Origin of the sequence: Streptomyces melanogenes (assembly GCF_014649795.1) — a bacterium.
Lineage (GTDB): Bacteria > Actinomycetota > Actinomycetes > Streptomycetales > Streptomycetaceae > Streptomyces > Streptomyces noboritoensis.
On record NZ_BMTS01000038.1, the window covers coordinates 1 to 23,840 of the forward strand.

The 23,840-nt window shown below is 70.5% G+C and carries 19 protein-coding genes and 2 pseudogenes; 14 read left to right on the forward strand and 7 right to left on the reverse strand.

What is annotated here, in order from left to right; genetic code table 11:
- Positions 1 to 95: 95 nt before the first annotated feature.
- Positions 96 to 959 (reverse strand): annotated as a pseudogene (locus tag IE252_RS39340) (IS630 family transposase); the annotation flags it as partial.
- A 45-nt stretch (positions 960 to 1,004) separates the two neighbouring features.
- Between IE252_RS39340 and IE252_RS39345 the strand changes: the two are divergent.
- Positions 1,005 to 1,280 (forward strand): annotated as a pseudogene (locus IE252_RS39345) (IS5/IS1182 family transposase); the annotation flags it as partial.
- A gap of 278 nt (positions 1,281 to 1,558) precedes the next feature.
- Here the strand turns inward: IE252_RS39345 and IE252_RS39350 are convergent.
- The 3 genes from IE252_RS39350 to IE252_RS39360 form a co-directional block, all read right to left on the reverse strand.
- Entirely contained in the window at positions 1,559 to 3,169 is a 1,611-nt protein-coding gene (locus IE252_RS39350; protein ID WP_190094312.1) for a carboxylesterase/lipase family protein, read from the reverse strand.
- A 78-nt stretch (positions 3,170 to 3,247) separates the two neighbouring features.
- On the reverse strand, positions 3,248 to 4,153 hold the full coding sequence (surE, locus tag IE252_RS39355) for a 5'/3'-nucleotidase SurE (RefSeq protein ID WP_190094313.1): 906 nt from the start codon (positions 4,151 to 4,153) through the stop codon (positions 3,248 to 3,250).
- Positions 4,154 to 4,364: 211 nt separating this feature from the next.
- Positions 4,365 to 5,603 carry an MFS transporter gene (locus tag IE252_RS39360; RefSeq protein WP_190094314.1) on the reverse strand — a complete coding sequence of 413 codons (1,239 nt, stop codon included), beginning with the start codon at positions 5,601 to 5,603 and terminating at the stop codon, positions 4,365 to 4,367.
- 573 nt (positions 5,604 to 6,176) lie between these two features.
- Between IE252_RS39360 and IE252_RS39365 the strand changes: the two genes are divergently transcribed.
- Together IE252_RS39365 and IE252_RS39370 are read left to right on the forward strand one after the other, a co-directional pair.
- Entirely contained in the window at positions 6,177 to 6,896 is a 720-nt protein-coding gene (locus IE252_RS39365) for a phosphatase PAP2 family protein (protein ID WP_190094315.1), read from the forward strand.
- A 168-nt stretch (positions 6,897 to 7,064) separates the two neighbouring features.
- Positions 7,065 to 8,930, forward strand: coding sequence for a glycoside hydrolase family 3 protein (locus tag IE252_RS39370; RefSeq protein ID WP_308434605.1), 1,866 nt, complete (start codon positions 7,065 to 7,067; stop codon positions 8,928 to 8,930).
- A 523-nt stretch (positions 8,931 to 9,453) separates the two neighbouring features.
- Here IE252_RS39370 and IE252_RS44585 read toward each other — a convergent pair.
- Positions 9,454 to 9,570, reverse strand: a complete 117-nt coding sequence (locus IE252_RS44585; protein ID WP_444545967.1) for a hypothetical protein — start codon at positions 9,568 to 9,570, stop codon at positions 9,454 to 9,456.
- A 3-nt stretch (positions 9,571 to 9,573) separates the two neighbouring features.
- On the reverse strand, positions 9,574 to 9,717 hold the full coding sequence (locus tag IE252_RS44440; RefSeq protein ID WP_373298685.1) for a hypothetical protein: 144 nt from the start codon (positions 9,715 to 9,717) through the stop codon (positions 9,574 to 9,576).
- A 128-nt stretch (positions 9,718 to 9,845) separates the two neighbouring features.
- Between IE252_RS44440 and IE252_RS39380 the strand changes: the two genes are divergently transcribed.
- Together IE252_RS39380 and IE252_RS39385 are read left to right on the forward strand one after the other, a co-directional pair.
- Positions 9,846 to 10,382 (forward strand): flavoprotein, encoded by a 537-nt coding sequence (locus IE252_RS39380; protein ID WP_190094316.1) that lies wholly within the window; start codon positions 9,846 to 9,848, stop codon positions 10,380 to 10,382.
- 281 nt (positions 10,383 to 10,663) lie between these two features.
- A complete protein-coding gene (locus tag IE252_RS39385; protein ID WP_190094317.1) occupies positions 10,664 to 11,668 on the forward strand; it encodes a LacI family DNA-binding transcriptional regulator in 1,005 nt (334 codons plus the stop codon).
- Between the two features lie 115 nt (positions 11,669 to 11,783).
- Here IE252_RS39385 and IE252_RS39390 read toward each other — a convergent pair whose 3' ends face one another.
- A complete protein-coding gene (locus IE252_RS39390) occupies positions 11,784 to 12,755 on the reverse strand; it encodes an alpha/beta hydrolase (RefSeq protein WP_229849099.1) in 972 nt (323 codons plus the stop codon).
- A 309-nt stretch (positions 12,756 to 13,064) separates the two neighbouring features.
- Between IE252_RS39390 and IE252_RS39395 the strand changes: the two genes are divergently transcribed.
- The 9 genes from IE252_RS39395 (at position 13,065) to IE252_RS39435 (ending at position 23,453) form a co-directional block, all read left to right on the forward strand.
- Positions 13,065 to 13,565, forward strand: coding sequence for an ATP-binding protein (locus tag IE252_RS39395; protein ID WP_190094318.1), 501 nt, complete (start codon positions 13,065 to 13,067; stop codon positions 13,563 to 13,565).
- A 136-nt stretch (positions 13,566 to 13,701) separates the two neighbouring features.
- On the forward strand, positions 13,702 to 15,312 hold the full coding sequence (locus IE252_RS39400) for an AMP-binding protein (RefSeq protein WP_190094319.1): 1,611 nt from the start codon (positions 13,702 to 13,704) through the stop codon (positions 15,310 to 15,312).
- 148 nt (positions 15,313 to 15,460) lie between these two features.
- On the forward strand, positions 15,461 to 15,928 hold the full coding sequence (locus tag IE252_RS39405) for an acyl-CoA thioesterase (protein WP_190094320.1): 468 nt from the start codon (positions 15,461 to 15,463) through the stop codon (positions 15,926 to 15,928).
- 98 nt (positions 15,929 to 16,026) lie between these two features.
- Positions 16,027 to 18,405 carry a bifunctional salicylyl-CoA 5-hydroxylase/oxidoreductase gene (locus IE252_RS39410; RefSeq protein ID WP_190094321.1) on the forward strand — a complete coding sequence of 793 codons (2,379 nt, stop codon included), beginning with the start codon at positions 16,027 to 16,029 and terminating at the stop codon, positions 18,403 to 18,405.
- A 13-nt stretch (positions 18,406 to 18,418) separates the two neighbouring features.
- The gene (locus IE252_RS39415) at positions 18,419 to 19,459 is read left to right on the forward strand and encodes a carbon-nitrogen hydrolase family protein (protein WP_229849100.1); all 1,041 of its coding nucleotides are present in this window, start codon (positions 18,419 to 18,421) and stop codon (positions 19,457 to 19,459) included.
- Positions 19,456 to 20,568, forward strand: coding sequence for a cupin domain-containing protein (locus IE252_RS39420; protein WP_190094322.1), 1,113 nt, complete (start codon positions 19,456 to 19,458; stop codon positions 20,566 to 20,568). The genes IE252_RS39415 and IE252_RS39420 overlap by 4 nt, the downstream gene beginning before the upstream one ends.
- A gap of 230 nt (positions 20,569 to 20,798) precedes the next feature.
- The gene (locus IE252_RS39425) at positions 20,799 to 21,704 is read left to right on the forward strand and encodes a fumarylacetoacetate hydrolase family protein (protein WP_190094323.1); all 906 of its coding nucleotides are present in this window, start codon (positions 20,799 to 20,801) and stop codon (positions 21,702 to 21,704) included.
- 88 nt (positions 21,705 to 21,792) lie between these two features.
- Positions 21,793 to 22,533: a maleate cis-trans isomerase family protein gene (locus IE252_RS39430; RefSeq protein ID WP_190094337.1), complete on the forward strand. Its 741-nt coding sequence runs from the start codon at positions 21,793 to 21,795 to the stop codon at positions 22,531 to 22,533.
- An 86-nt stretch (positions 22,534 to 22,619) separates the two neighbouring features.
- Positions 22,620 to 23,453, forward strand: a complete 834-nt coding sequence (locus IE252_RS39435; RefSeq protein ID WP_190094324.1) for a PaaX family transcriptional regulator — start codon at positions 22,620 to 22,622, stop codon at positions 23,451 to 23,453.
- The last annotated feature ends 387 nt before the right edge of the window (positions 23,454 to 23,840 follow it).

Genomic DNA, 23,840 nt, shown 5'->3' on the forward strand with positions numbered 1-23,840 from the left:
CACCAGACCCGATGACCACCCCACGATCCACGACGGACCGCCGACGCTGGAGATCCTCAGTCACTAACTAAGCGGCATTGCTACCGAACCCGGAACGGTTCAAAGTGCAGGTGGAACCGGGGGTGGGCCAGCAGCCACTTCTTGACCGCAGGTGTCTTGTGGGTGGCGTAGTTGTCACAGATGAGGTGGACTTCAAGACCGGCGGGCACCTCCTTGTCGAGCTTGACCAGGAACTTCCTGAACTCCTCGGACCGGTGCCTGCGGTGCAGTGAACCGATGACTTTGCCGGTGGCCACCTCCAGGGCGGCGAACAGTGTGGTGGTGCCGGCGCGTACGTAGTCGTGGGTCGCCCGCTCGGGAACTCCGGGCATCATCGGCAGCACGGGCTGAGACCGGTCCAGAGCCTGGATCTGGGACTTCTCATCGACACAGAACACCAGGGCCCGCTCCGGAGGGTCGAGGTAGAGGCCGACGACATCGTGGACCTTGTCGATGAAGTACGGGTCGGTCGACAGTTTGAAGGTCTCTGAGCGGTGGGGTTGCAGGCCGAACGCCCGCCAGATCCGTGACACCGACGACTGCGACAGGCCCAGCTCTTTCGCCATCGACCGTGTCGACCAGTGTGTCGCGTTCTTCGGGGTGGATTCCAGTGTTCTGGCGACGACTGCGGCAACTTTCTCGTCCGTCACCGTCCTGGGGCCGCCCGGGCGGGGCATGTCACCCAGACCTGCGATCCGGTGCTGGACAAACCTTGCGCGCCATCGGCCCACCGCGTGTGCCGTGGAACCGAGTTGCACGGCAACATCCTTGTCGGACACACCCTCGGCACACAACAGGATGATGCGACACCGTAAGGCCCACGCCTGCGGCGTGGAACGCCGCCGCACCCACCCTTCCAGGGCATCCCGTTCCTCGTCCGACAGTGTCAACTCAGCCTTCGGCCGCCCCAGTCCCGCCATGAAACAAGCCTACACATCTGAACAGAATTCCTGACTCAGAAGACTAGTGCCCGCCGCAATCGCCACTACTTGCGCCGTCGGCAGATCAAACACGCCATCCCCGAGCCGGCCAACCAGCGGGCCAACCGCAGACGCCGTGGGAGCGCGGGCGGTCGTCCCACTGGTTTCGACCGGCAGAGCTATCGACGCAGGAACGAAGCCGAGTGGACCATCAACGGGCTCAAGGGGTTCCGAGCCGTGGCCACCCGATTCGAGAAGCGGGCATATGTCCTTTACGGTACGGTAACCTTGGCCGCTTTACGCCTCTTGTTGCGGTCGTGAGTCTTCGGCCAACTGAAACGTGACGGGGGAAACGAACAAAGCGTCTGATCCGTTCGCCACCGAAGCTACTACCTCGGAGGATGGGTCGGGAATGGTGATCCGTGTCTGTTGGGTGAAGGCGTAGCCGACCAGAGCCGAGTTTCGTTCCTGAGGCGCGAGTTGACCTGTTGCGCAGTAGCGGCGGCGACGGCTCCCGCGGCCTTGTCTGTCCCTTGTGTCCCTGCGCCGGAACCCAAGGGTCGGTCGGCTGCCTGGGCCAGGCAGCCGACCGTCGTGGATCAGGAGTGCGGCCGAGGATCAAGAGTGCGCAGGCCGGACCAGAAGCCGCATTGGTGATCGGCCGCGAAGGTGGTCGATGTGTGGGTGTTCTGCGGGTTGAGGACGAGGGTTGTGTGGCGGGGGCTGGCCGTGGGCCACCGGGTCTCGCCCGGCGCGTTGGGGTTCCCGGTGCGGGCGAAGGCTCCCCAGCGCAGTTTCATGCGGTCGGCGAACGCCGCCTGGGTGGCGGTCAGCGGACGGTCGCCCATGGTGAAGTCGTGCAGGTAGGCGAGTTCGGCGCTGTGGGCGTTGGCCATGTCGAGCCCCGGCATCTGGGCCCCGGCCAGGGTCGGCGAGTCCGGGTCGTCGAACTCGTATACGTAGGTGGGTACCTGGGCGGCGAACGTGCGCGCGGTGGCGAACGTCTGGCAGGCGAAGGTGGAGTCGGTGAGCAGCGCGGACATCGCCTCGTGGGGAGAGGGGTAGCCGGACAGCGGGTAGTGGGCCAGCACCTGCGGTGCCGCCGGTCCGTAGGCGGTGGTGATCTGGTCGGTGTACTCCTGCGCCGTGAGACGCGGCTGGGTGATCGCGACGAAGAACCGGCTTTCGGCCCGGGTGCTGCCGATCATGGTCGGTACCTTGTTCCACGCGCCCGAGGCGATGGCCCGGGACGGCTGCGCGGGCACAAGCCCGTCACCGAACGCGGGCCCCGGTGTCGGATGGGTCCGCGCGGCCGCGACGAGGCCGGCGGGGGAGAGCTTCCGCAGGCACGAAGCACTCGTGGCGGCGTCGGGGCAGCCGGCCTCGGCCGCGTAGGCCCGGTCCTCGTCGGCCTGCCGGGTGGCGCTGGGCGCGGCGATGAGGGTGCACGGCCCGCTCTGCAGGATGGCGTGCGAGAACAGTCCGGCCGCCTTCGGGGAGGCGAGCATCGCACAGACCGAGCCGCTGCCGGCGGACTGCCCCCAGACGGTGACGTTGCCCGGGTCGCCGCCGAACGCGCGGATGTTGTCACGGGTCCAGCCGAGCGCCGCGATCTGGTCCATCAGCCCGTACGAGCCCGAACCGAGCGCGTTGTCGCGGGTGAGCTCCGGGACGGCGAGGTATCCGAGCTGGCCGAGCCGGTAGTTGATGCTCACGACGACACTGCCGGTGAGATCGGCCATGGTCCGGCCGCCGAACTGGGTACCCGTGCCCTGGCTGTACGCGCCACCGTGCATCCAGAAGAGCACCGGCAGCCGGTCCCCGGGCCGGGTGTCGCGCGGCCGGTAGACGTCCAGGTACAGGCAGTCCTCACTGGTGGCCCGCGGATCCTTCAGCCCGAACGGCGAGAACTGCGTGCAGGCGGGCGCCTGGTGGGTGGCCTCCCGTGTCCCGCTCCACCACGCGGGTTGCCTCGGTGGACGGAACCGGAGGTCTCCCACCGGTGGTGCGGCATAGGGGACACCGAGGAACTCCTCGGCCCGGTCGTGCAGTTGCCCGGCGAGCCGGCCGTGGCCGGTGGCCACGAGAGGGCGTATGGGGTCGGTGGCGGCCGGGGCCGCCGAGGCGGTCAGGGCCTGTGCGCACAGCGCTGCCACCGTGAGGGGCAGGGCCAGGATTCTTGAGAGGCGGGTCGCGCGCGACCTCTTCACTTCTCCTCCAGCGTGGTCATATACATGACGGTCGGTGACGCGGGTCGGGGAGGTTGGGGAGGGGTGTGACGACAGGACCTACGGGCGCAGACCGGCCAGGAGTGCCGTGGTCCTGGCGAACTCGGCCGGTCCGGTGTTCCAGTTGGGGGCGATCGGGGTGACGGACACCTTCCCGGCGTCGGCCGCCTCTGCGTCGCTGCCCTTGTCGGCGGGCTGCGGGACCACCTTGACGTTCACCTTCCAGGTGCCGTCGCCGGAGTCGGTGTACTCCGCCTTGAGGAAGGGGTGCGGATCCTGGGTGGTGACGGCGGCGCCGCGGGCGGTGCCCGTGCCGTCCGCGCCGACTATGGGGTGGTTGACGTTCAGGCCCATGCCGGCCTCGAGCAGCGGCCCGTTCTTCGCGTGCGCCCGCAGCCGGTCGATGAGCTTGACCGTGAAGTCGTTGGTGGGGCGCATGGCGTTGAGGATGAGCTGCGGAACCGGGACCGTGAGCCCGCCCGTGCTCACCGCGATCGCGGGCACACCGCTCTCCAGGGCCGCCACGGCGCCGCCGACGGTTCCGGAGTGGGTGGCGAGCGTGGCCATGTTGGGCCCGAAGTTGGTTCCGGAGACCACCAGGTCGGGCGCCCGGTCGGCGAACACCTGGGCCAGTCCGAAGGTCACCGCGTCGCCGGGTGTGCCGTCCACAGCCCACACCCGCGGCTCGGGGTGCTTGACCGTCACCGTGCTGGCGGTGATCATCTTCGTCCCCGTACCGCTCTGGTTGGTGAGCGGGGCGACGATGGTGACGTCGTACCCGGCGGCGGTGAGCCGCTGGAACATCAGACGGATGCCGGGGGCGTCGTAGCCGTCGTCGTTGGTCAGCAGGATCCGCAGCGGGCCGGACGGCTCGCCCTGCGGTGCGGCGCTCGCCGGCGCCGTACCGGCGAGGGCCGGCGTGCACAGCAGCAGGGCCGCCAGGGGGAGAACGTGCTTGCGCCTCATGGTGTGCTCCTTCCAAGGAACGGGAGTGGAGATACGAACGGACGGGAGGAGAGAGGGAGGGGTTGAAGCCGTGGAACCGGCGGGCGCGTGACCCCTCAGCACGCGCCCGCCGGGGTTTGGGGGGCTGGTCACCCGGGCGCGGGTCCGGGCCGCCTCGTACGGCGGTGTCGGTACCTGGGCCCGGGGCCGCCGGAACGAAGGCCCACCGTGGTCAGCGCACGCTCCGGATCGGCAGGATGGCCAGCGCGCCGAGGAGGGACAGCGCGCCGCCGAAGAGGAACAGCGGAGTGTAGCCGTCGAGGGCGCTCACCACGGCGGAGGCGACGAACGGGGCGACGATCTGTGGTCCCGCGTTCGCGATGTTGAGGACACCCATGTCCCGTGCGGCGTCCTCGGCCCGGGGCAGGACCAGGGTCACCACGGCGGTGTCCACCGCCATGAAGCAGCCGAAGGCGAGGCCGTTGAGGGCGCTGAAGACGAGCATGCCGGTCCAGGTCGGGCTGATCACGGGGACGGCCATCACGACCCCGGTGAGCGCGGCCGATACCGCGACGAAGACCTTGCGCCGGTTCCAGCGGTCCGACAGCAGGCCTCCCAGCACGGTCGACACGGCCATCGCGACCATCGCCACGGGTGTGAGGACCGCCATCGCCGCCGGTGCGTCGAGATCCGCGGGCAGGGTGATGTGGTCGTCCAGGATGTACAGCTGATAGCCCGTGACGGAGAAGTAGCCGAGCACCATCAGGGCCCGTCCGATGAACGCCCACCGGAAGTCATGGTGCGACAGCGCGGACAGGAACGCCGCGATGCGTTCGCGCCGCGGCATGGGCACGGACGCGGCGGGCGCGGTGCGGGGCACATCGGGGCAGCAGACGGTGAGCAGGAGCGCCGCGCCGGCCGCCACGCCGCCGAGTATCAGGTAGCCGAGCCTCGGCTGGCCCGAGGTCTGCGAGGCGATCACCACTCCGGCCGTGCCGCCGATCGGCAGCGCGAGCCCGACCAGGGCGGAGGCGGTGCCGCGGCGTGCCGCCGGGATCCGGTCGGGTACGACGGCGGTGACCGCGGCCTGGTAGACGTTCATCGTCGCCTGCACCAGGCACCACCCGATGCCGACCAGCAGCGCCGTGTGCACGCTGCTCAGGAACGCGAGACCCGCCAGCGAGGCGATCGCGCCGCCCAGGGTCCACGGGTTGCGGCGTCCTGTGCGGTCCGAGAGGGCGCCGGCGATCGGGTTGAACGCGGTCGCGAAGACGGCGCTCACCCCGGCCACGACACCGAGGACGGCGACCTTGTTCGCCGGGTCGATCTCGGCGATCTGGGCCGGGAGCAGGACGGTGCCCACCCCCAGGTACACCGCCATCAGGGCGGAGTTGGCGACGAGGAGGAGCAGCATGAGGCCGCGCTTGTGCGGCGCGGTCGCCTTCGCCGGGATCAGTTCATCGGTAGTCATGACGACCCCCGGCGAGGGTGGGCGGGTAGCCGGCCGGCGGTGGATAGGGGTATGCATGTCGACTCCTCGGGGACGGAGCTGAGGGGGATACCGCGAGAAGAGTGAGGCGAGGGGGAACGCGGAGATGAGCTGCGTCGGGGAGGTGGACGCGGGCGTTCCAAAGCCTGAAGTTACACGTGTTATCTGCGGCGGTAGGGCTTGTTTAGCACCAAGAAGGCGCCGTGGATAGAGGCGTACTGCACTTGAGACGCCAATCGTGACCGTCGATCCGAAGTCTCATCGTTACACGTGTAGCTACTCGTGGGTCACCCTTGTGTTGACGGTCATTAATGCGCCACTCTTGGCGAGAAACCCGTGCCTCCCGGGGTGACATGCCGCTGCGGGCCGCCGCATACGGCTGCCCCGGCATGCCGGGCGAGCCGTCGCTCCGCCCCCTCTCCGCGCCCGTCCCGCAACCCGGTCGCGGACGGGGTGGCGCGGCCCGTCAGGCGTACGAACCCGGCCTGACGAACCCGGATCGGTCCACCCGCCGCTCGGCGAAGTCGCCGGAAGCTGGACATTGGAAGGTCAGCCATGCGCAGTTCGCAGCCCGCCGCCGACTCGCGCCCATGGGCCGGCGCCCCGCCCCGCCATCCGGTCCCCGCCGCACCGCCGCGCGGAGCGCTGGCGGCCGGGATCGTCCTGCTCGCCGCCGCCCTGGCGATCGGGCTCGCCGCCCGGGGCGGGGGCCACCCGTTCTTCCAGGGGCTCGACGACCGCTGGATGCGGTGGTTGGGCGGGGGGCCGGACGGCGCGGCGGTGGGGTTCGCCCGCTTACTCGACAAACTGGGTGGCCCCTTGGGCCTCGTCCTGCCCCTCGGTGCGGTCGGCTGCCTCGGCATCTACGGCCGGTGGAGATCGGCGGTGTTCATGTTCACGTCCAGTGTCGTCGCCAACACCGTCGTGGTGCTTCCGATGAAGCAGCTCGTCGACCGGCCCCGGCCGTCCCGGCCGCAGGTCCTGGTCAACGACGGCTCCTTTCCGTCCGGGCAGGTCTTCTTGGCCACGGCGCTCGTACTGACCGCCGGGATAGTGCTGTTCGCCCCGCCGGTCCGGCGTTGGTGGTGGCCGTTCGCCGCCGTGATCGTGGCCGTGGTGATGTGGAGCCGGATGCGGTTGGGTGCCCAGTGGCTCAGCGACACCGTGGCGGGTGCCGCCGCCGGAGCGGGAGTGGTGCTGGTGCTGTGGACGGTGTTCGCCCGCCTGCTGGAGGACGAGGCGGAGCGGGCGGCGGCCGGACACCTGTGGGGGTGAGTACCCGCCCACCTCATTCGACTCGGGCACCGCGCCCGTGGACGACTTCACGCCAGTGACACCCGACGCCAGGGTGTTTGTCCGCCCGGGCCGCCGCAATGCAAGCAGTACAGGTAGTTACACGTGTAATAGGCCGGCCCGGCCACCAAGGAAACGAAACGAGAGCTCATGACCCAGAACGCACCGGCCCGACCGCGCACCCTCACCGCTCCCGACGGCACCGCCTTCCGCGACCTCAACGGCAACGGCGTCATGGAACCGTACGAGAACCCCCGGCTGCCGGTCGACGAGCGGGTGGCTGACCTCGTGGGGCGTATGACGCTGGAGGAGAAGGCGGGCCTGCTCTTCCAGACCATGATCACCATCAATACCGACGGCACGCTCGTCGAGCCGGAGCCCGGCGCACCCGACGACGACCCGATGCACGCCTCCACCTCCGCCATGGTGACGGGCAAGCTCATGAACCACTTCAACCTCTTCGGCGCCGCGGCCCCCCGCCGGATGGCCGAGTGGAACAACCGGCTCCAGGACCTGGCGGCGACCACCCGGCTCGGCATCCCCGTCACTGTCTCCACCGACCCCCGGCACGGTTTCGTCGACAACCCGGCCGCGAGCGCGCACACCGAGGGCTTCTCGCTCTGGCCGGAGCCGCCGGGCCTCGCGGCCATCGGCGACGAGGAACTGGTGCGCCGGTACGCGGACATCGTGCGCCGCGAGTACCTCGCCGTCGGCATCCGGCTTGCCCTGCACCCCACGGCGGACCTCGCCACCGAGCCGCGCTGGGCGCGCGTGATGGGCACGTTCGGCTCCGATGCCGAGACGGTGGCCCGCCTGGTCGGCGCGTACGTCCGCGGCCTCCAGGGCGAGACCCTCGGCGCGAGCAGCGTCGCGGCCATGACGAAACACTTCCCCGGTGCCGGCCCGCAGTTGCGCGGCGAGGACGCTCACTTCCCGTACGGGCGCGAACAGGTCTATCCGGGCGGCAACTTCGACTACCACCTGATCCCCTTCGAAGCCGCCTTCGCCGCGGGAACCTCGCAGATCATGCCCTACTACGCCCTGCCGGTCGGCACGGCGTACGAAGAGGTCGGCTTCGGCTTCAACAAGGGCGTCATCACCGGGCTGCTGCGGGAGAAGTACGGCTTCGACGGCATCGTCTGCACCGACTGGGGGCTGGTCACCGACTCCCAGATCCTCGGGGCGCCCTTCCCCGCCCGGGCGTGGGGCGTGGAAGAGCTGGACCGCCTCACCCGCGTCGAACGTATCCTCGACGCCGGCGCCGACCAGCTCGGCGGCGAGGCGGCGCCCGAACTCGTCGTGGAGCTCGTGCGCGGCGGCAGGGTCGGTGTGGAGCGCCTCGACGTGTCGGTGGCACGCCTGCTGCGCGAAAAGTTCGTCCTCGGCCTCTTCGACGACCCGTACGTGGACGCCGACGCGGCCGAGCGGATCTGCGGCAGTGCGGAGTTCACCGCGGCGGGCCTCGCCGCGCAGAGCCGCTCCGTCACGATCCTCAAGGACCGCCCCGCGGGGGAGTCGGCACCGCTGCTGCCGCTCCCGAAGGGCATCCGGATCTGGGTCCAGGGTGTCGATCCCGAGGTCGCCGGAGCGTATGCCACGGTGGTGGACCTTCCAGAGGAAGCCGACGTCGCGCTGATACGGATCGCCACGCCGCACGAGCTCCGGACCGAGGGCTTCGAGTCGTTCTTCCGCGCGGGCAGGCTCGACTTCACCGAGGACGAACTGCGGCCCCTCCTCCAGACCGCCGCGGCCGTGCCCACCGTCTTCGACATCTTCCTCGACCGCCCCGCGGTCATCCCGGATCTCGCCGAGAAGGCGGCGGCGCTGGTGGCGAACTACGGCGCCTCGGACACCGCACTGCTCGACGTCCTCTTCGGACGGGCCGAGGCCCAAGGGCGCCTGCCGTTCGAACTCGCCCGCTCCATGGACGCGGTCGTGGCGGGGGACGAGGACGTACCGAACGATTCGGGGGACCCGTTGTTTCCTTATGGGCATGGGGTGGTGCTGGGGCGTTAGGGCCGGTGCGGTGGTAGCGCCCGGGGGGCTGGGGTCGGGGCACCGGGGTGGCCTGCCGTGCGGGCGGCCGGGGAGCCCGTGTCCAAGCGGTCTCGGTGAAGTGCGGTGCTGATCCCACCCCAGGCAGGCCGGCGCCTTGGCGTCCCAGGGATCAGCACCCGGCTTCCGCCAACCCGCTCAGCGCGACCGGCGAGACACCAGCCCCTGCCGGGACCCCGGCCCCGCCCGACCACCCGGCTGGGTACTCACCCGCCGCCGGCCCATCGGGGACCGCATCCGGGCCGCCCGGCTCGGCGCCGAGCCGACACGGCAGACGGTGGCCCTCCGCTGTGGCATGGACCGGGCGACGTACCTCCGGATCGAGCAGGGGCACGCTTCATCGCGCCTCGGCTCCCTCGCTGCTGATCTCCGACGCCATGGGCGTGCCGCTCGCCGGCCTCGTCGCTCCGTAGCGACCGACAGCGACTGGCGCGCGGACCAACGCCCGCCTCGGGCGGTGCCCAGCGCAGCTGGAGGCGGGCAGTCAACGGGGCGACGACTCCTCGTACAGCGGGTTCCCCGGGGCCGGGCTGACCCGGCAGAACGAGGTCACGATGGCGCGGAACCCGCCATGGTCGTGTTGCCGTGCCGTGTGCCGGATCGCCTACTCCTGGGGTCCGTCCTTCGTGTCGGAGTCCGGCGATGTGTTGAGGCAGGTGGTGCACTCCATCACGGCCGTGAAGTCGGCGGTGGCCGGGCGCGCCCCGCATTCGACCTGGTTCAGCAGGCTGTACGAGTACGGCAGCATCGCTGCGAGTTGCCGCTGGGTGAGGCGAGCGAGCCGTCTGCTCTTTGATGCGCGCGCCCGTGTGGTTGTCGTCCAGTGTCGGCATACGGGTCTCCCTTCCCTGACTCGTCGTGCGGTGGGATGGGCTTATGACGACGTCTCGAACTCTGTATCTGTTCTGCTCGGCCGCACCGCCGGTCTTCGACGTTGCCCGGGTGATCGAGGAGGCCCAGACCGACGGCTGGGACCTGTGTCTGGGTCTGACGCCGAGTGCGGCCCGCTGGCTGGAGGACAGCCTCGACGGGCTTGCGGCGTTGACCGGCCATCCGGTGCGAGCCGACTACAAGCGCTCGGGGGAGCCGGACGTGTGGCCGAAGGCTGACGTCATCCTCTTCGCGCCGGCCACCTTCAATTCGATCAACGCATGGGGGCTCGGCCTGACGAACAGCTTCGTGGTGGGGGTGGTGGCGGAGGGGATCGGCAAGGGGATCCGCACAGTCACGATGCCATGCGTGAACGCGGCCTACGTCCAGCATCCGCAGTTCGAGCAGTCGGTGGCGACGCTGCGCGCGGCCGGTGTAACCGTGCTGTACGGCGAGGGCGGGTTCGCGCCGAACCAGCCCGGACAGCGGAGGCCGGAGGGTTACCCGTGGCGCCTCGCGCTCGATGCCGTCGGCGCGGCATGACGAAAGCGCCCCCGCTTGGCCCGAAAGCCGGTTGCCCGGCCGGCGCCCCGGGTGCCGTGCAGGCGGCCCCCGGGCCACGGGCCCCGTTACGCGAGTGCGGCGAGCGCCGTGACCCTGGCAGCACCCATCGGGTTCTGCCCGAGCCGCAGGTCGCCCGGCTCGGCAGGGAGAACCCCGGCGGCACTGCCCAGGCGCCGTCCACGTCGCTACCCACAGCGTGTAACGCGTGTAACCTTGTTCGGTGCTGGTCGGGCGACCGGTAGGAGCGAGGAAAAGGTGCCATGGCCAAGGAGTCCGCGTCGGCAGCCGTCACCAGCGCGGATGTGGCGCGCCTCGCCGGTGTGTCACGGGCCACGGTGTCCTTTGTGCTCAACGACACCCAGGCGCACCGGGTCAGCGACACCACGCGGGCACGCGTGCTCGCCGCGGCCGACCAACTGGGTTACGTCCCGCACGCCGCCGCCCGTTCGCTGCGCGCGGGCCGGAGCAACCTGGTGCTGATGCCGACGTCCGTCTCGGCGGTCGGCCGTCTGGTCAGCGCCTGGCTCGACGACCTGCACAGCGAACTCGAACGGCACGGATACACCACCGTGCTGCACGCCGGACGCTTCTCCGACGCGGTCGGCGCCGCCCGGGCCTGGGCCGAACTGCGGCCGGCGGCGGTGGTCGCCCTCGATGGCGGCAGCCTGACCGCCGAGGCCGCCGGGGTCCTGCGCCGGGCCGGGGTGCGCGCTGTGGTGGGCTTCGCCGCCCGGCCGGTGGAAGGTGTCTACACCGTCGCCTTCGACCATGCCCGTATCGGTGCGCTCGCCGCAGAGCACCTCATCTCCCGCGGGCGGCGCCGCATCGGTGTCGTGATGCCGAAGGAACGCGGCCTCGACACCTTCGCCCGACCGCGCCTGGCCGGCGCCGAGAGCGTCGCGGCGCGCAGTACGTCCACCGTCAACGCGGTGGAGATGGCCTACACCCGCCAATCCGCAGCCGAACTGGCCGCGCGCTGGTCCGAGCTGGGCCTGGACGGGGTGTTCGCCTACAACGACGAGTACGCGGCGCTCCTCGTACGCGCCCTCCAGGACGAAGGCATCTCGGTGCCCGAGGACGTCGCCGTCGTCGGCTGCGACGACCTGGTGCTCGCGGCGCTGGAGCGGCCCGCGCTCACCACCGTACGTCTCGACCTGCCCGCGCCCGCGCGGATCGCGGACGCCCTGCACACGTTGGTCGACACCGGCAAGGCGCCCGGGATGCCGGGCATGGAGCCTGTTCTGATTCACCGCCAGTCCTCGTGACGCACCGTCAGTCCTCCTGACGCGGGACAGCGCGACGCCCGTGCGCGACGCCCCGCTGACTCCTGGACTGCTGCGCGCAGGCCCCCCGCGCGGCGCCCAGGCTCCCGGGTGGCGCTCAGGCTTCCAGGTGGCGGGCGAGGAAGGCGACGCTCTCCGTCACGATCGGCGTCACATCGGGGGCGCCGAGGAAGATGTGATCGGCACCGTCCACCGGCTGGAGGGTGACATCGCCGCCGACTTCTTCGAGCGCCTTGGCGAGGACCTCGCTCTGGCTGTACGGCACGAGGCCGTCCTTCGTTCCGTGGACCAGGAGGAACGGCGGGGGCGTCGCAGGGCCCGCGTAGGTGACGGGGCTGGCGGCGCGGGCCAGCTCGGGATGCTGTTCAGCGGTGCCGCCCAGGAGCGCGGTGAACGGGTTGGGGTACTCCACGCCGGACGGGGCGGGGGGCAGCGCGTGCGAGAGCAGCGAGCCGATCTCGGTCACCCCGTACCAGTCGACGACGGCCACAACGCCGCTGTCCTCGTCGCGCACCCCTTCCTCGCCCTCCAGTGTCTCGCCGTCGGCGCTGTCCGGGCGGGCGAGCCCGGCCAGGGCGGCCAGGTGCCCGCCGGCCGACTCGCCCCAGACGCCGATGCGGTCCTTGTCGATCCCGAGGGTGTCGGCGAACCGGCGCACATACCGGATGGCGGCCTTCACGTCGTGCAGCTGCGCCGGGAACGGGGCCTCCAGGCTGTGCCGGTAGTCGATGGACACGAGCGCGAGCCCGGCCGCCAGCACCGTGCGGTGCAGCAGCTCGACGGAGACGGTCGGCGGCGGGTAGCGGCGGTCGCCCTCCAGCCAGCCCCCGCCGTGGATCCACACCACGGCCGGAACAGGGCCGTCGGAGGCCGGTACGTGTACGTCGAGCAGCCGGGGCCGGTAGCCGGGGGTGGTCGCGTACGTCGCACCGTCGAAGTGGCGCACGCCGTCCTGGCCGACCACGGGCGGGGCGGGAGCGAGGAAGGGAGGCGGCGGCCACTCCATACCGGGCTCGCCTGCAGCCTGCTGGCCCGGGGACCGCTGGGCCGCCGCTGGTGATTGCGTCATAGGTGTCCGCCTCTTTCTGCTGGGTGCGTGTCCAGTGAGGGCTTGGCACGCCGAGTCGTCATGGCCGGGTGGGCGCGACGACCGGGCGCACCGAGCCGAGTTTCCTCGGGCCTCGGAATTCGGAATCTCGCAACGTATGTCCGAAATGCCTTGTGCGGGCCGGTCGAGGTTGTTAATGTGTTACACGTGTAACACGACATCTTGCGACTCCTTGTGGGTCAAGTCAAGGAACTTCAAGGCCTGGATCGCGGGTCGGTTACACGAGTGAACAGAAGCTGTTGTCACCCCCACCTCTCCGGGGAGCCCGCCATGTTCAACGCCGCCCCTTCCCCCGCCGGACGCATCCGCACCCCGAGACCCTCGCCGCCCCTGTCGCCCGCCGCGCCGCACGGCTGTCGCCGCGTCCGCTGGGCGGTGAGGCCGACGGCCGCCGCGGTCCCGGCGGTCCGCGCGTCCGTCCGTACCGTCCTCGACGGCTGGTGCGTCGCGTCGGACCGGGGGGAGGTGCTGCTCCTCACCGTGAGTGAGCTTGTCACCAATGCCGTGCGGCACGCCGGTGCCGTCACTGGCCGGCTGTACGCCACGCTCACCCTCGGGGGCGGGTGGCTGCGGTTCGAAGTCGCCGACGGTGATCCCGCTCTGCCGTGTGTCGACCGGGGGTTCGACGTCGACGTCGAGGTTGATGCCGAGGCGGAGGGGGGTCGCGGTCTCATGATCGTGGGCCTCCTTGCCGGTGAGGCGGGTGGCGGACTGGTGGCGTTCCGTGCCGGTACCGGCAAGGTCGTCGGAGTCCGCGTCCCCGCCGCGTAACCCCGCCGTGCCGGGCCCGGCTCTCCTGTGTGACGCATCGTCAGCGAAAATCTATATCGAGAAATATTGACGCTCGTTAGTTTGGCGACATACTTACCTCACTCCCTCTGCTGCCCCCGAGATTGAGGTGCGCCCCATGGAGCTCTCCCCGTCCGCCCATGTGGACACGTTCTGCCGAGACCGGCTCCCCGCCTTCCCGCTCTGGCCCCAACTGCACTACGACCTGCCGGAGTTGACGTATCCGGACCGTCTCAACTGCGCCCAGTACCTGCTCGACGACGCTGTCGAACGCTGGGGCGCCGACCGGCCCTGCCTGCTCACCCCCACCGACCGTTGGACCTACGGCGACCTCCTGCTGCGCGCCAACCAAATGGCGCGGGTCCTCACCGAGGATTTCGGACTGCGCCCCGGCAACCGCGTCCTGCTGCGCGGCCCCAACAATCCGTGGCTCGTCGCCGCCTGGTTCGGGGTGCTCAAGGCGGGCGGGGTCGCTGTCACGACGATGCCGATGCTGCGCGCCGCGGAACTCACCCAGCTGCACGACATCAGTCGCCCCGTTGTCGCCCTCTGCGATCACCGCTACGTCGACGAACTCGATGCCGCGGACACACCGGGCCTGACCGTCCTCGTTTACGGCGGCGACGATCTGGCGCGGCGCTGCGAGGCGAAGGACGGCGCCTTCACGAACGTCGTCACCGCCGCCGACGACGTGGCCCTGATCGCCTTCACCTCCGGTACGACGGGACGGCCCAAGGCGACCCTGCACTTCCACCGCGATGTGCTCGCCAATGCCGACACGTTCTCGCGGCATGTCCTCAAACCCCGTCAGGACGACGTGTTCACCGGGACGCCGCCGCTGGCCTTCACCTTCGGACTCGGCGGCCTGGTCGTCTTCCCTCTGCACGTGGGGGCGGCGACGCTGCTGCTCGAGCAGGCGTCGCCGGAGCAGCTGGCCGCTCTCGTGGCGGAGCACGGCGTCACCGTGCTGATCACCGCGCCCACCGCCTACCGGGCGATGCTGGCGGCCGGTGTGGAGGACCGCCTGGCGGGCCTGCGCCGGTGCGTATCGGCCGGAGAGGCGTTGCCCGCCCAGGTGTGGGAGGACTTCCGCGACGCGACGGGCCTGCGCATCATCGACGGCATCGGCGCCACCGAGATGCTCCATGTGTTCATCTCGGCGGCGGACGACGCCATACGTCCCGGCGCCACCGGCAAGCCGGTCCCCGGGTACCGGGCGATGGTCGTCGACGAGGCGGGCGATCCCGTGCCCGACGGGGAGCCCGGCCTCCTCGCGGTCACCGGCCCCACCGGTTGCCGCTACCTCGACGACCCGCGCCAGACGACGTACGTCAGGAACGGCTGGAACATCACGGGCGACACCTACATACGGGACCGGGACGGCTACTTCTGGTACGTGGCCCGCAGCGACGACATGATCGTCTCCTCCGGATACAACATCGCCGGTCCCGAGGTCGAGAAGGCGCTCGTCACGCACCCGTACGTCCTGGAGTGCGGCGTCGTCGGAGCACCCGACGACAAGCGCGGGATGGTCGTCAAGGCGTATGTGGTCCTGCGTGAGGGCGTTGCCCCCGACGAACTCACCGCCAAGGAACTCCAGCACCACGTGAAGCAGACCATCGCGCCCTACAAGTACCCGCGCGCCGTCGAGTTCGTCGCCGAACTGCCGCGCACGAGTAATGGAAAGCTCCAGCGCGTTGCCCTGCGGGAGCGGGCGGCGAAGAGCTGAGCGCGGCTGGAAGTGTCGTGCGTTGTCTGCGGGCCGGTGGGGGCTGGTCGCGCAGTTCCCCGCGCCCCTAAAGACAAGGAACGGGGCTTCGCCCCGGACCCTCGCATCTCTTCCGTAACCACTCCCCCCGCCAACGAAAGGCACCCCCATGGACATCCCCGCCCCGCAGCAGACCACCCCGCCGGACGGTGGTGCGGCGAACCTGCCCAGCGTCGTCATCGAGCGGCGGGTCGAGTGGCCCGACACCGACGCCGCCGGCCACTACCACCACTCCACCGTGGTGCGCTGGGTCGAGGCGGCCGAGGCCGTCCTGCTGCGGCGTCTGGGCCTGGCCCACCTGTTCGGGAGCACGCCGCGCGTCCACTTCGAGGCCGACTACCGCGCCCGGCTGTGGTTCGGGGACCTCGTCCGCGTCGAGCTGCGCGTCGTCAAGGTCGGCACCACCTCCCTGCACTACGCCTTCATGGTCGGCAGTCGGGGCGAGGAGGCCGCGGCCACCGGCCGTATGACGATCGTCCACTCCGCCGCACGGGCGAACGGGGCCACGCCCTGGCCCGACGAGGTGCGCGAACGCCTGGCCGGGTCCGGTCCGCAGGCTCCTGAACTCCTCACCTGAGACGGGGAGTTCATGCACACCCCATCGTTGTATAGAGTTTTCTTGACGATCGCAGGAATTCCGCAATATGTTGTTCCTGGAACCACGAGGAGGACGCCGTGCGCGTAGCAGTCATCGGTGGAGGGCCCGGCGGGCTGTATTTCGCGGCCCTGGCCAAGCAGCTCTCGCCAAGCTGGGAGATCACCGTCTGGGAGCGCAACGCGGCCGACGACACCTTTGGATTCGGCGTGGTGTTCTCCGACGAGACCCTGGACGGCATCGCGCAGGCCGACCCGGAGATCTTCGAGGCGATGTCCGCGGAGTTCGCCCGCTGGAGCGACATCGACGTCCGCTACCGGGGCCAGGTGCTCACCTCCGGCGGCCACGGCTTCGCGGCCCTGGGCCGCAAGCGCCTGCTGCGGATCCTTCAGGAGCGGTGCGCCGCCCTGAAGGTGGACGTCCGGTACCGCACCCAGGCCCCGCCCGCCGAGCGACTGGCCGCCGAATACGACCTGGTGGTGGCGAGCGACGGCGTACGGTCGGCGACGCGCGGCGCCTACCCGGACACCTTCGCCCCGGACCTCGACGAGCGGCGCTGCCGTTACATGTGGCTCGCCACGGACAAGGTCTTCGAGGCCTTCACGTTCATCGTCGCCGAAGGGGACTTCGGGACGCTCCAGGTGCATGCCTATCCGTTCGACGCCACCCGCAGCACCTTCATCGTCGAGATGGACGAGGATTCCTGGCGGCGCGCGGGTTTCGAGGAGTTCGCCGCCCGCGACTTCCCGCCCGGGACCAGCGACGGCGACAGCATCCGCCGCTGCGAGGAGATCCTCGCCGACCACCTCGACGGCCACCGCCTCATCCCCAACGGCTCCAAGTGGATCCGGTTCACCACGGTACGCAACACGACGTGGCACCACGGCAATGTGGTGCTGCTCGGGGACGCCGCCCACACCGCCCACTTCTCCATAGGCTCCGGCACCAAGCTCGCGATGGAGGACGCACTGGCCCTGGCGGCCTGCCTCCACGAGCACCCCGACGTGCCTACCGCGCTCGCCGCGTACGAGGCCGAACGCAAGCCGGTCGTCGAGTCCACCCAGCGCGCCGCCCAGGCCAGCCTGGAATGGTTCGAGAACGTCGGCCGCTACACCGGGCAGGAGCCCGCGCAGTTCGCCTTCAACCTGCTGACTCGCAGCCGCCGTGTCACGTACGACAACCTGCGCGTCCGCGACCAGCAGTTCACCGACAGGGTGGATGCCTGGCACGAAGCCGAGACGGTGACGGCGGGCACCGCCGTGCCGCCGATGTTCCGCCCGTCCCGGATCGGCGGCCTACGCCTGCGCAACCGCGTCGTCGTCCCGCCCACCGCCCTGTATGCCGCCGCCGACGGCGTGCCCGGCGACTTCGACTTCCTGCATCTGAGCACCCAAGCGCTCGGCGGCTCCGCACTGGTCATCGCGGGTATGACGGCCGTCAGCCCCGACGGCCGGGCCACCCCCGGCTGCCCCGGCCTCTACACCGACGAACAGGAAGCGGCCTGGCGGCGGATCACCGACTTCGTGCACCGGCAGTCGGACACCTTCCTGGGCGTCCAGCTCACCCACGCCGGGCGCCGCGCCGCGCGGGGCACCCCGCGCGCCGACGGGACGTCCGTCCCGCTCGGCGCGGTCGGATGGCCGCTGATCGCCGCCTCCCCGCTCGCCTGGGACTCGGCGAGCACGGCTCCGCGCGAAGCGACCCGCGAGGACATGGACGCCGTGGTCGAGGACTTCACCGCTGCGGCCCGCCGCGCCGACCGCGCCGGATTCGACGCCATCGAACTCCAGTACGGGCACGGCCACTTGATGTCCGGCTTCCTGTCGCCGCTGACCAATCTCCGCACCGACGAGTACGGCGGCACCCAGGCCGGGCGGCTGCGCTTCCCGCTGGAAGCGCTGCGGGCGGTCCGTGCGGTGTGGCCGACGGACAAGGCGCTGATCGTGCGGATCTCGGCCGCCGACTGGGCCGAAGGAGGCATCGGCGAGGCAGACGTCGTCGAGATCTGCCGCGCCCTGGCGGACGCCGGAGCGGACGCGATCGACGTCTCCACCGGTGAGGTCGTCGCCCACGAGCGGCCGCGGTTCGGCCGCAGCTACCAGACGCCCTACGCCGACCTGATCCGCAACACCACCGGGATCCCCACCATCGCGGTCGGCGCCATCTCCACCTACGACGACGTCAACTCGATCATCCTGGCCGGCCGGGCCGACCTCTGCGCCGTCGGGCGGGCCCAGCTGCACGACCCGCTGTGGACGCTGCACGCCGCCGCGGCGCAGGACTACACCGGCCCCGGAGCGCCCTGGCCGACATCGTGGAAGGCGGGCAGCGCCCGGCTGCCGGGCGCCCGCACCGACCATGTCCCGCCCCGCCTCCAGCTGCTCCGGGCCATCCCCGCTCCCGTACACCAGCGCTGGCTTCCGCGGCCCGCGGCGGCCGCTGCGGCGACGGCCCTGTGACATGGAGGAACGCATGCAGGAACTGCCCCGCTTCAAGGCCGCGGCGGTCCAGTCCGCGCCCGTCTATCTGGATCCGTCGGCCACCGTTTCCAAGGCCGTCGCCCTGGTGGCGGAGGCGGCGTCGCACGGCGCCGAACTGATCGTGTTCCCCGAGGCCTTCGTCCCCGGTTACCCGTACTGGAACTGGACCATGACCCCGGTCCAGGGCTCCCCGTGGTTCGAGCGCCTCCAGCGGGCTTCCGTCGACATCCCCGGGCCGCACGTGGACGCCCTGCGCGCGGCGGCCCGCCGGCACGGAGTCGTCCTCGTCATCGGGGTCAACGAGCGCAGCCCGTACAGCCTCGGCATCCTCTACAACACCCTGCTCACCATCGGCCCGGACGGCGAACTCCTCGGCGTACACCGCAAACTCGTCCCCACCTGGGCCGAGAAGCTGACCTGGACCGGAGGCGACGGCAGTTCGCTCAAGGTCCACCAGACGCCCGTCGGGCCGCTGGGAGCCCTGGCCTGCGGCGAGAACACCAACACGCTCGCCCGGTTCACCCTGCTCGCCCAGGGAGAGCTGGTCCACGCGGCGAGTTACATCGCGCTGCCCGTCGCCCCGGAGGACTACGACATGGCGGACGCTATCGCCGTGCGGACCGCCGCCCACAGCTTCGAGGGCAAGGTCTTCTCCGTCGTGGCCTGCTCCACCATCTCGCCCGAGATCGTGGACACCGTCGCCGGTGACGACGAGAACGTACGCCGTATGCTCGCCCGCCCCCGCAGCGCGCTGTCCGGGATCTTCGGACCCGACGGGCGGCCCGTCACCGACCCGTTGATCGACGACGAGGGCATCGTCTACGCCGACATCGACCTGGCCAAGTGCATCCAGCCCAAGCAGATGCACGACATCCTCGGCCACTACAACCGCTTCGATGTCTTCCGACTGCACGTCGACAACACCCCGCGCACCCCCGTGACCTTCGCGACGCCGCCCGGCTCCCACGATGCCGCGCCCGCCGTCGCGCCCCTTCCGACCGACGGCACCGGCACAACGCAGGAGGAGTCATGACCACCGAGTACGACGACAACCGGCTGGGCCGGGCACGTGTGTCCGACACCCCTGAACTCACCGCGTACTACAACGAACTCGCCGAACTGGAGGCGGGAGCCCTGTGGACCGTCGCCAACGACATCGAGCCCTGGTACCCCCAGCCGAAGTCCGTGCCCGTCCTGTGGCGGTACCAGGAGGTCCAGCCCCTGGTCCGCAAGGCCCTCGACCTGGTCAAGGCCGACGACGCGGGCCGCCGGGTGGTCATGCTCGTCAACCCCGGCCGCAAGGACGTGAGCGCCGCCGTCGGGCTCCTCTACACCGGCCTCCAGATCATGGGCCCCGGTGAGGCGATGACCGCACACCGCCATCAGGCCGCCGCACTGCGGTTCGTCCACGAGGGGACCGGCGCCTGGACTATCGTGGACGGGCAGAAGCTCAAGGTCGGCCCGCGCGACTTCGCCATCACCCCCAACGGCACCTGGCACGAGCACGGCAACGACTCCGACGACGCTCCCGTCATCTGGCAGGACGGCCTCGACATCCCCCTCGTCAACGCCCACGACGCGGGCTTCTACGAAGTCCACCCGGAGCTGTACCAGCAGCCCGGAAAGGTGATCAACTCCTCTGTGCTCACCTACGGCGCCAACCTGGTGCCGTACGGCGTGGAGAAGTGGAACCGGCCCTACTCGCCGCTGCTCGCCTACCCGTGGGAGACGACCTACGAGTCGCTGCGCGACCTCGCCAAGGCCACGGAGGGATCGCCCTACGACGGTGTGATCGCCGAATACACCAACCCGGTCACCGGCGGCTCCGTGATGCCCACCATGGGCGCCCATATGCAGCTGCTCCGGCCGGGCCAGAGCACCCGGGCCCACCGCCACACCGGATCGGTGATCTACACGGCGGCCAAGGGCCGCGGCTACTCGGTCATCGCCGGACAGCGCTTCGCCTGGCAGCAGGGCGACATCTTCTGTGTCCCCTCCTGGGCCTGGCACGAGCACCACAACCTCGACCAGGGGGAGGACGCCTGCCTCTTCTCCTTCAACGACTTCCCCGTGATGCGCTCCCTCGGCTTCTACCGGGAAGAGGCCTATACCGACAACGGCGGCCGTCAGCCCCTCGTGTAGACCCCGAAGACCCCAAGACCCGCCTCCGCGCCGGGACCGCCGGCCCTGACACCGGTTGCCGGCCGAGGTGAACCCCGGGGAGCGATGGAATGTGCCCCGCATCGCCCCCGGCCGGGCGGGCGGTGGCGCGGAACCGACTCCGCACCACCGCCCGCTCCCATCACTCTGACCGTCCTCTCCCGACCGCCTCCTCCTGACCGCCTTCCCCCGCCACCCGCCAAGGAGTTCCCATGCGACTGGTGACCTACACCGTCGACGACGCCCCCGCCCGCCTGGGCGCCCAGATCGACGACCGCGTGATCGACCTCGCCGCACTGGCCGGCCATCACGGCACCGAACTGCCGACAGACCTGCTGTCCTTCATCCAGGCGGGAGCCGGCACCCACGACACTGCCCGGCGCCTGCTCGCCGGGGACCAGGCCACTTGGCCCGCCGAAGCCGTGCACCGGCTCGGCGACGTCTCGCTGCGCGCCCCGCTGCGCCCCGGCAAGATCATCGGCGTCGGTCTGAACTACGTCGAGCACGTCGAGGAGTCCAGCCGCAGCCTGGACACCGACAAGGAGCTGCCGCCGCGCCCGGTGCTGTTCAGCAAGCCCGCCACCGCGGTCACCGGACCCGGGCAGCCCATCTGGCACAACGGCGATCTGACCGCCCAGCTCGACTGGGAGTGCGAACTCGCCGTCGTCATCGGCCGCACCGCGTTCCGGGTGAGCGAACAGGACGCGTACGACCACGTCTTCGGCTACAGCATCGTCAACGACATCAGCGCCCGCGACCAGCGCCGCTCCGGCCAGTGGTTCTTCTCCAAGGGGCAGGACTCCTACGCCCCCTTCGGACCGGCGGTCGTCACCGCGGACGCCCTCGGCGACCCGATGGCGCTCGACCTCTCGCTGCGCGTCAACGGCGTGACCAAGCAGAAGTCGAACACCCGGCACATGCTCTTTCCCATCGCCCGCCTCATCGCCGACATCTCCTCGGGGGTGACCCTGGAGCCCGGCGACGTCATCGCCACCGGCTCTCCCTCCGGCGTCGGCGCGGGAATGGTGCCCCCGGAGTTCCTCGCCCCCGGCGACACGGTCGAAGCCACCGTCGAAGGCATCGGCACCCTGACCAACCCCGTTGTCGACGCCCGCTGAACCCCCACCCCTCGATCAGGCCCAGGAGCCCCCCGTGTCCCACCGCACCTATCGGATCGGGCAGATCGTGCCGAGTTCCAACGTCACGATGGAAACCGAGATCCCGGCCATCCTGCGCGCGCGGGAGACCGTCGCGCCCGAGCGGTTCACCTTCCACTCCAGCCGGATGCGCATGACCCATGTCACCCCCGAGCAGCTCCGGGCCATGGACGCCGACTCCGACCGCTGCGCCGTCGAACTCTCCGACGCCCGCGTGGACGTGCTCGGCTACGCCTGTCTCGTCGCCATCATGAGCATGGGCTTCGGCTACCACCGCACATCCGAGGAGCGCCTGCACGCCCGCACGGCCGAGAACGGCGCCCCGTCGCCCGTCGTCACCAGCGCCGGCGCCCTCGTCCACGGTCTGCACACGCTCGGCGCCAAGAAGATCGCGCTGGTCGCCCCGTACATGCGGCCGTTGACGAAGACGGTGGTGGAGTATCTGACCCACGAGGGCATCGAGGTGCTCGACTACGAGGCGCTGGAGATCCCCGACAACCTGGAAGTCGCCGCGCACGACCCCGCCCGGCTGCCCGGCATCGCCCGCGCACTCCAGTACTCCGACGCGGACGCCGTCGTCCTCTCCGCCTGTGTGCAGATGCCTTCGCTCGGGGCCGTCGAGGAGGCCGAGCAGCTGCTCGGCAAGCCGGTCGTCTCCGCGGCCGTCTGCACCGCGCACCAGATGCTGCGCGCGCTCGGCCTGCCGGCCGTGGCGCCCGGAGCGGGCCATCTGCTGTCCGGCGTGTATGCCGAGACGCCGCTGTCCCCGTCCGCGGCGACCGCCGGCTGACGGACCGTATGCCCTTCGGCCGACCGGCCTGCCCGGCTGGGCCGGGTGCTCGATAGGATCGCCACCGCACACCACGGAAGGCGATCATGTCGGAGAGTCCCCTCAGGCCCAGCTCGTTGATCAACACGGTCTACGGGGCGTTTCTGCGCCGGCTCGGCGGATGGATCTCCATCGCCGATCTGATCGTCCTGATGGCCGAGTTCGACGTGGACGGCCCGGCCGTGCGCTCGGCGATCTCCCGTCTGAAGAAGCGGGGCATCCTCGAACCCGAGCGGCGGGGTGTCAACGGCTACCGGCTCAGCCCCGCCGTTCACCCGGTCTTCGACGAGGGCGACCGCCGTATCTTCGGCAGCCTGGAACCCGCCGACCTCGCCGACGGCTGGGTGATGGCGGTCTTCTCGGTGCCGGAGTCCGAGCGCGCGCACCGCTACCAGCTGCGCACCCGCCTGACCTGGCTCGGGTTCGGGAATATGGCGCCCGGCGTGTGGCTGGCCCCCGGGCGGCTCCTGGAAGACGCCCGCAGCGCGCTGGTGCGGCTCCAACTGAGCGAGTACGTGCACCTGTTCACCTCGCAGTACGCGGCCTTCGGCGATCTGCGCACCTCGGTGAGCTCCTGGTGGGACTTCCCGGCGATCGAGGCGCAGTACGCCGCGTTCACCGACACCTACGGGCCCGTGGCGCAGCGCCTGACGCGGCAGTCGGACCTCGACGCGGCGGAGGCGTTCCGCCACTACGTCCCCCTGCTGACCCAGTGGCGCCGCCTTCCCTACCTGGACCCCGGCCTGCCCAAGGAGCTCCTCCCCGACGACTGGAACGCGGTCGCCGCACGTCAGCTCTTCCAGCAACTGTGTGCCGCCCTCGGCGAACCGAGCCTGCGTCATGTACGGACAGTGACCGGCTTCGAGGAGAAGCCCGCCTAGGGCCGCACTCCTCCGTCGGCAGCTCCCTGAAACGTGTAACACCCTCGCTGTACGGGCCTGAGTACTTTCTTGTCGTACCTCTGGACGCCTTCTGCTAACACGTGTAATGAAGGGGTTGCCCGGGCGTCGGGCAGGGGACTGGGCCGGAGGTGATCGGACGTCACTAGTTACAGAACGTTTATCGATTAATTATGGCGGTGGCCAAAAAACGGCTATAGCCTCCGCGGTAGGTGGAGAAGCCGTCCACCCGCCGCCTCCCACGTGGAGCGCGGCTCCAGGCCCGGCCGTTGCGCGAACCCGTCGCACGGCCCGGCCACAGCGCTCGCGCAGTCCGCCGCCCGGCCGCCCCTCGCGGCGAGCCCGCCCGGCGCGCACCCCCACTCCACG

What these genes read in the sequence shown, in the direction of transcription:
- surE (WP_190094313.1), bottom strand. Translation starts at nt 4,153, where the DNA reads ATGAGGCGCAAGCACGTTCTCCCCCTGGCGGCCCTGCTGCTGTGCACG.
- IE252_RS39360 (WP_190094314.1), bottom strand. Translation starts at nt 5,603, where the DNA reads ATGACTACCGATGAACTGATCCCGGCGAAGGCGACCGCGCCGCACAAG.
- IE252_RS39365 (WP_190094315.1), top strand. Translation starts at nt 6,177, where the DNA reads ATGCGCAGTTCGCAGCCCGCCGCCGACTCGCGCCCATGGGCCGGCGCC.
- IE252_RS39370 (WP_308434605.1), top strand. Translation starts at nt 7,065, where the DNA reads ATGACCCAGAACGCACCGGCCCGACCGCGCACCCTCACCGCTCCCGAC.
- IE252_RS44440 (WP_373298685.1), bottom strand. Translation starts at nt 9,717, where the DNA reads ATGCTGCCGTACTCGTACAGCCTGCTGAACCAGGTCGAATGCGGGGCG.
- IE252_RS39380 (WP_190094316.1), top strand. Translation starts at nt 9,846, where the DNA reads ATGACGACGTCTCGAACTCTGTATCTGTTCTGCTCGGCCGCACCGCCG.
- IE252_RS39385 (WP_190094317.1), top strand. Translation starts at nt 10,664, where the DNA reads ATGGCCAAGGAGTCCGCGTCGGCAGCCGTCACCAGCGCGGATGTGGCG.
- IE252_RS39390 (WP_229849099.1), bottom strand. Translation starts at nt 12,755, where the DNA reads ATGACGCAATCACCAGCGGCGGCCCAGCGGTCCCCGGGCCAGCAGGCT.
- IE252_RS39395 (WP_190094318.1), top strand. Translation starts at nt 13,065, where the DNA reads ATGTTCAACGCCGCCCCTTCCCCCGCCGGACGCATCCGCACCCCGAGA.
- IE252_RS39400 (WP_190094319.1), top strand. Translation starts at nt 13,702, where the DNA reads ATGGAGCTCTCCCCGTCCGCCCATGTGGACACGTTCTGCCGAGACCGG.
- IE252_RS39405 (WP_190094320.1), top strand. Translation starts at nt 15,461, where the DNA reads ATGGACATCCCCGCCCCGCAGCAGACCACCCCGCCGGACGGTGGTGCG.
- IE252_RS39415 (WP_229849100.1), top strand. Translation starts at nt 18,419, where the DNA reads ATGCAGGAACTGCCCCGCTTCAAGGCCGCGGCGGTCCAGTCCGCGCCC.
- IE252_RS39420 (WP_190094322.1), top strand. Translation starts at nt 19,456, where the DNA reads ATGACCACCGAGTACGACGACAACCGGCTGGGCCGGGCACGTGTGTCC.
- IE252_RS39425 (WP_190094323.1), top strand. Translation starts at nt 20,799, where the DNA reads ATGCGACTGGTGACCTACACCGTCGACGACGCCCCCGCCCGCCTGGGC.
- IE252_RS39430 (WP_190094337.1), top strand. Translation starts at nt 21,793, where the DNA reads ATGGAAACCGAGATCCCGGCCATCCTGCGCGCGCGGGAGACCGTCGCG.
- IE252_RS39435 (WP_190094324.1), top strand. Translation starts at nt 22,620, where the DNA reads ATGTCGGAGAGTCCCCTCAGGCCCAGCTCGTTGATCAACACGGTCTAC.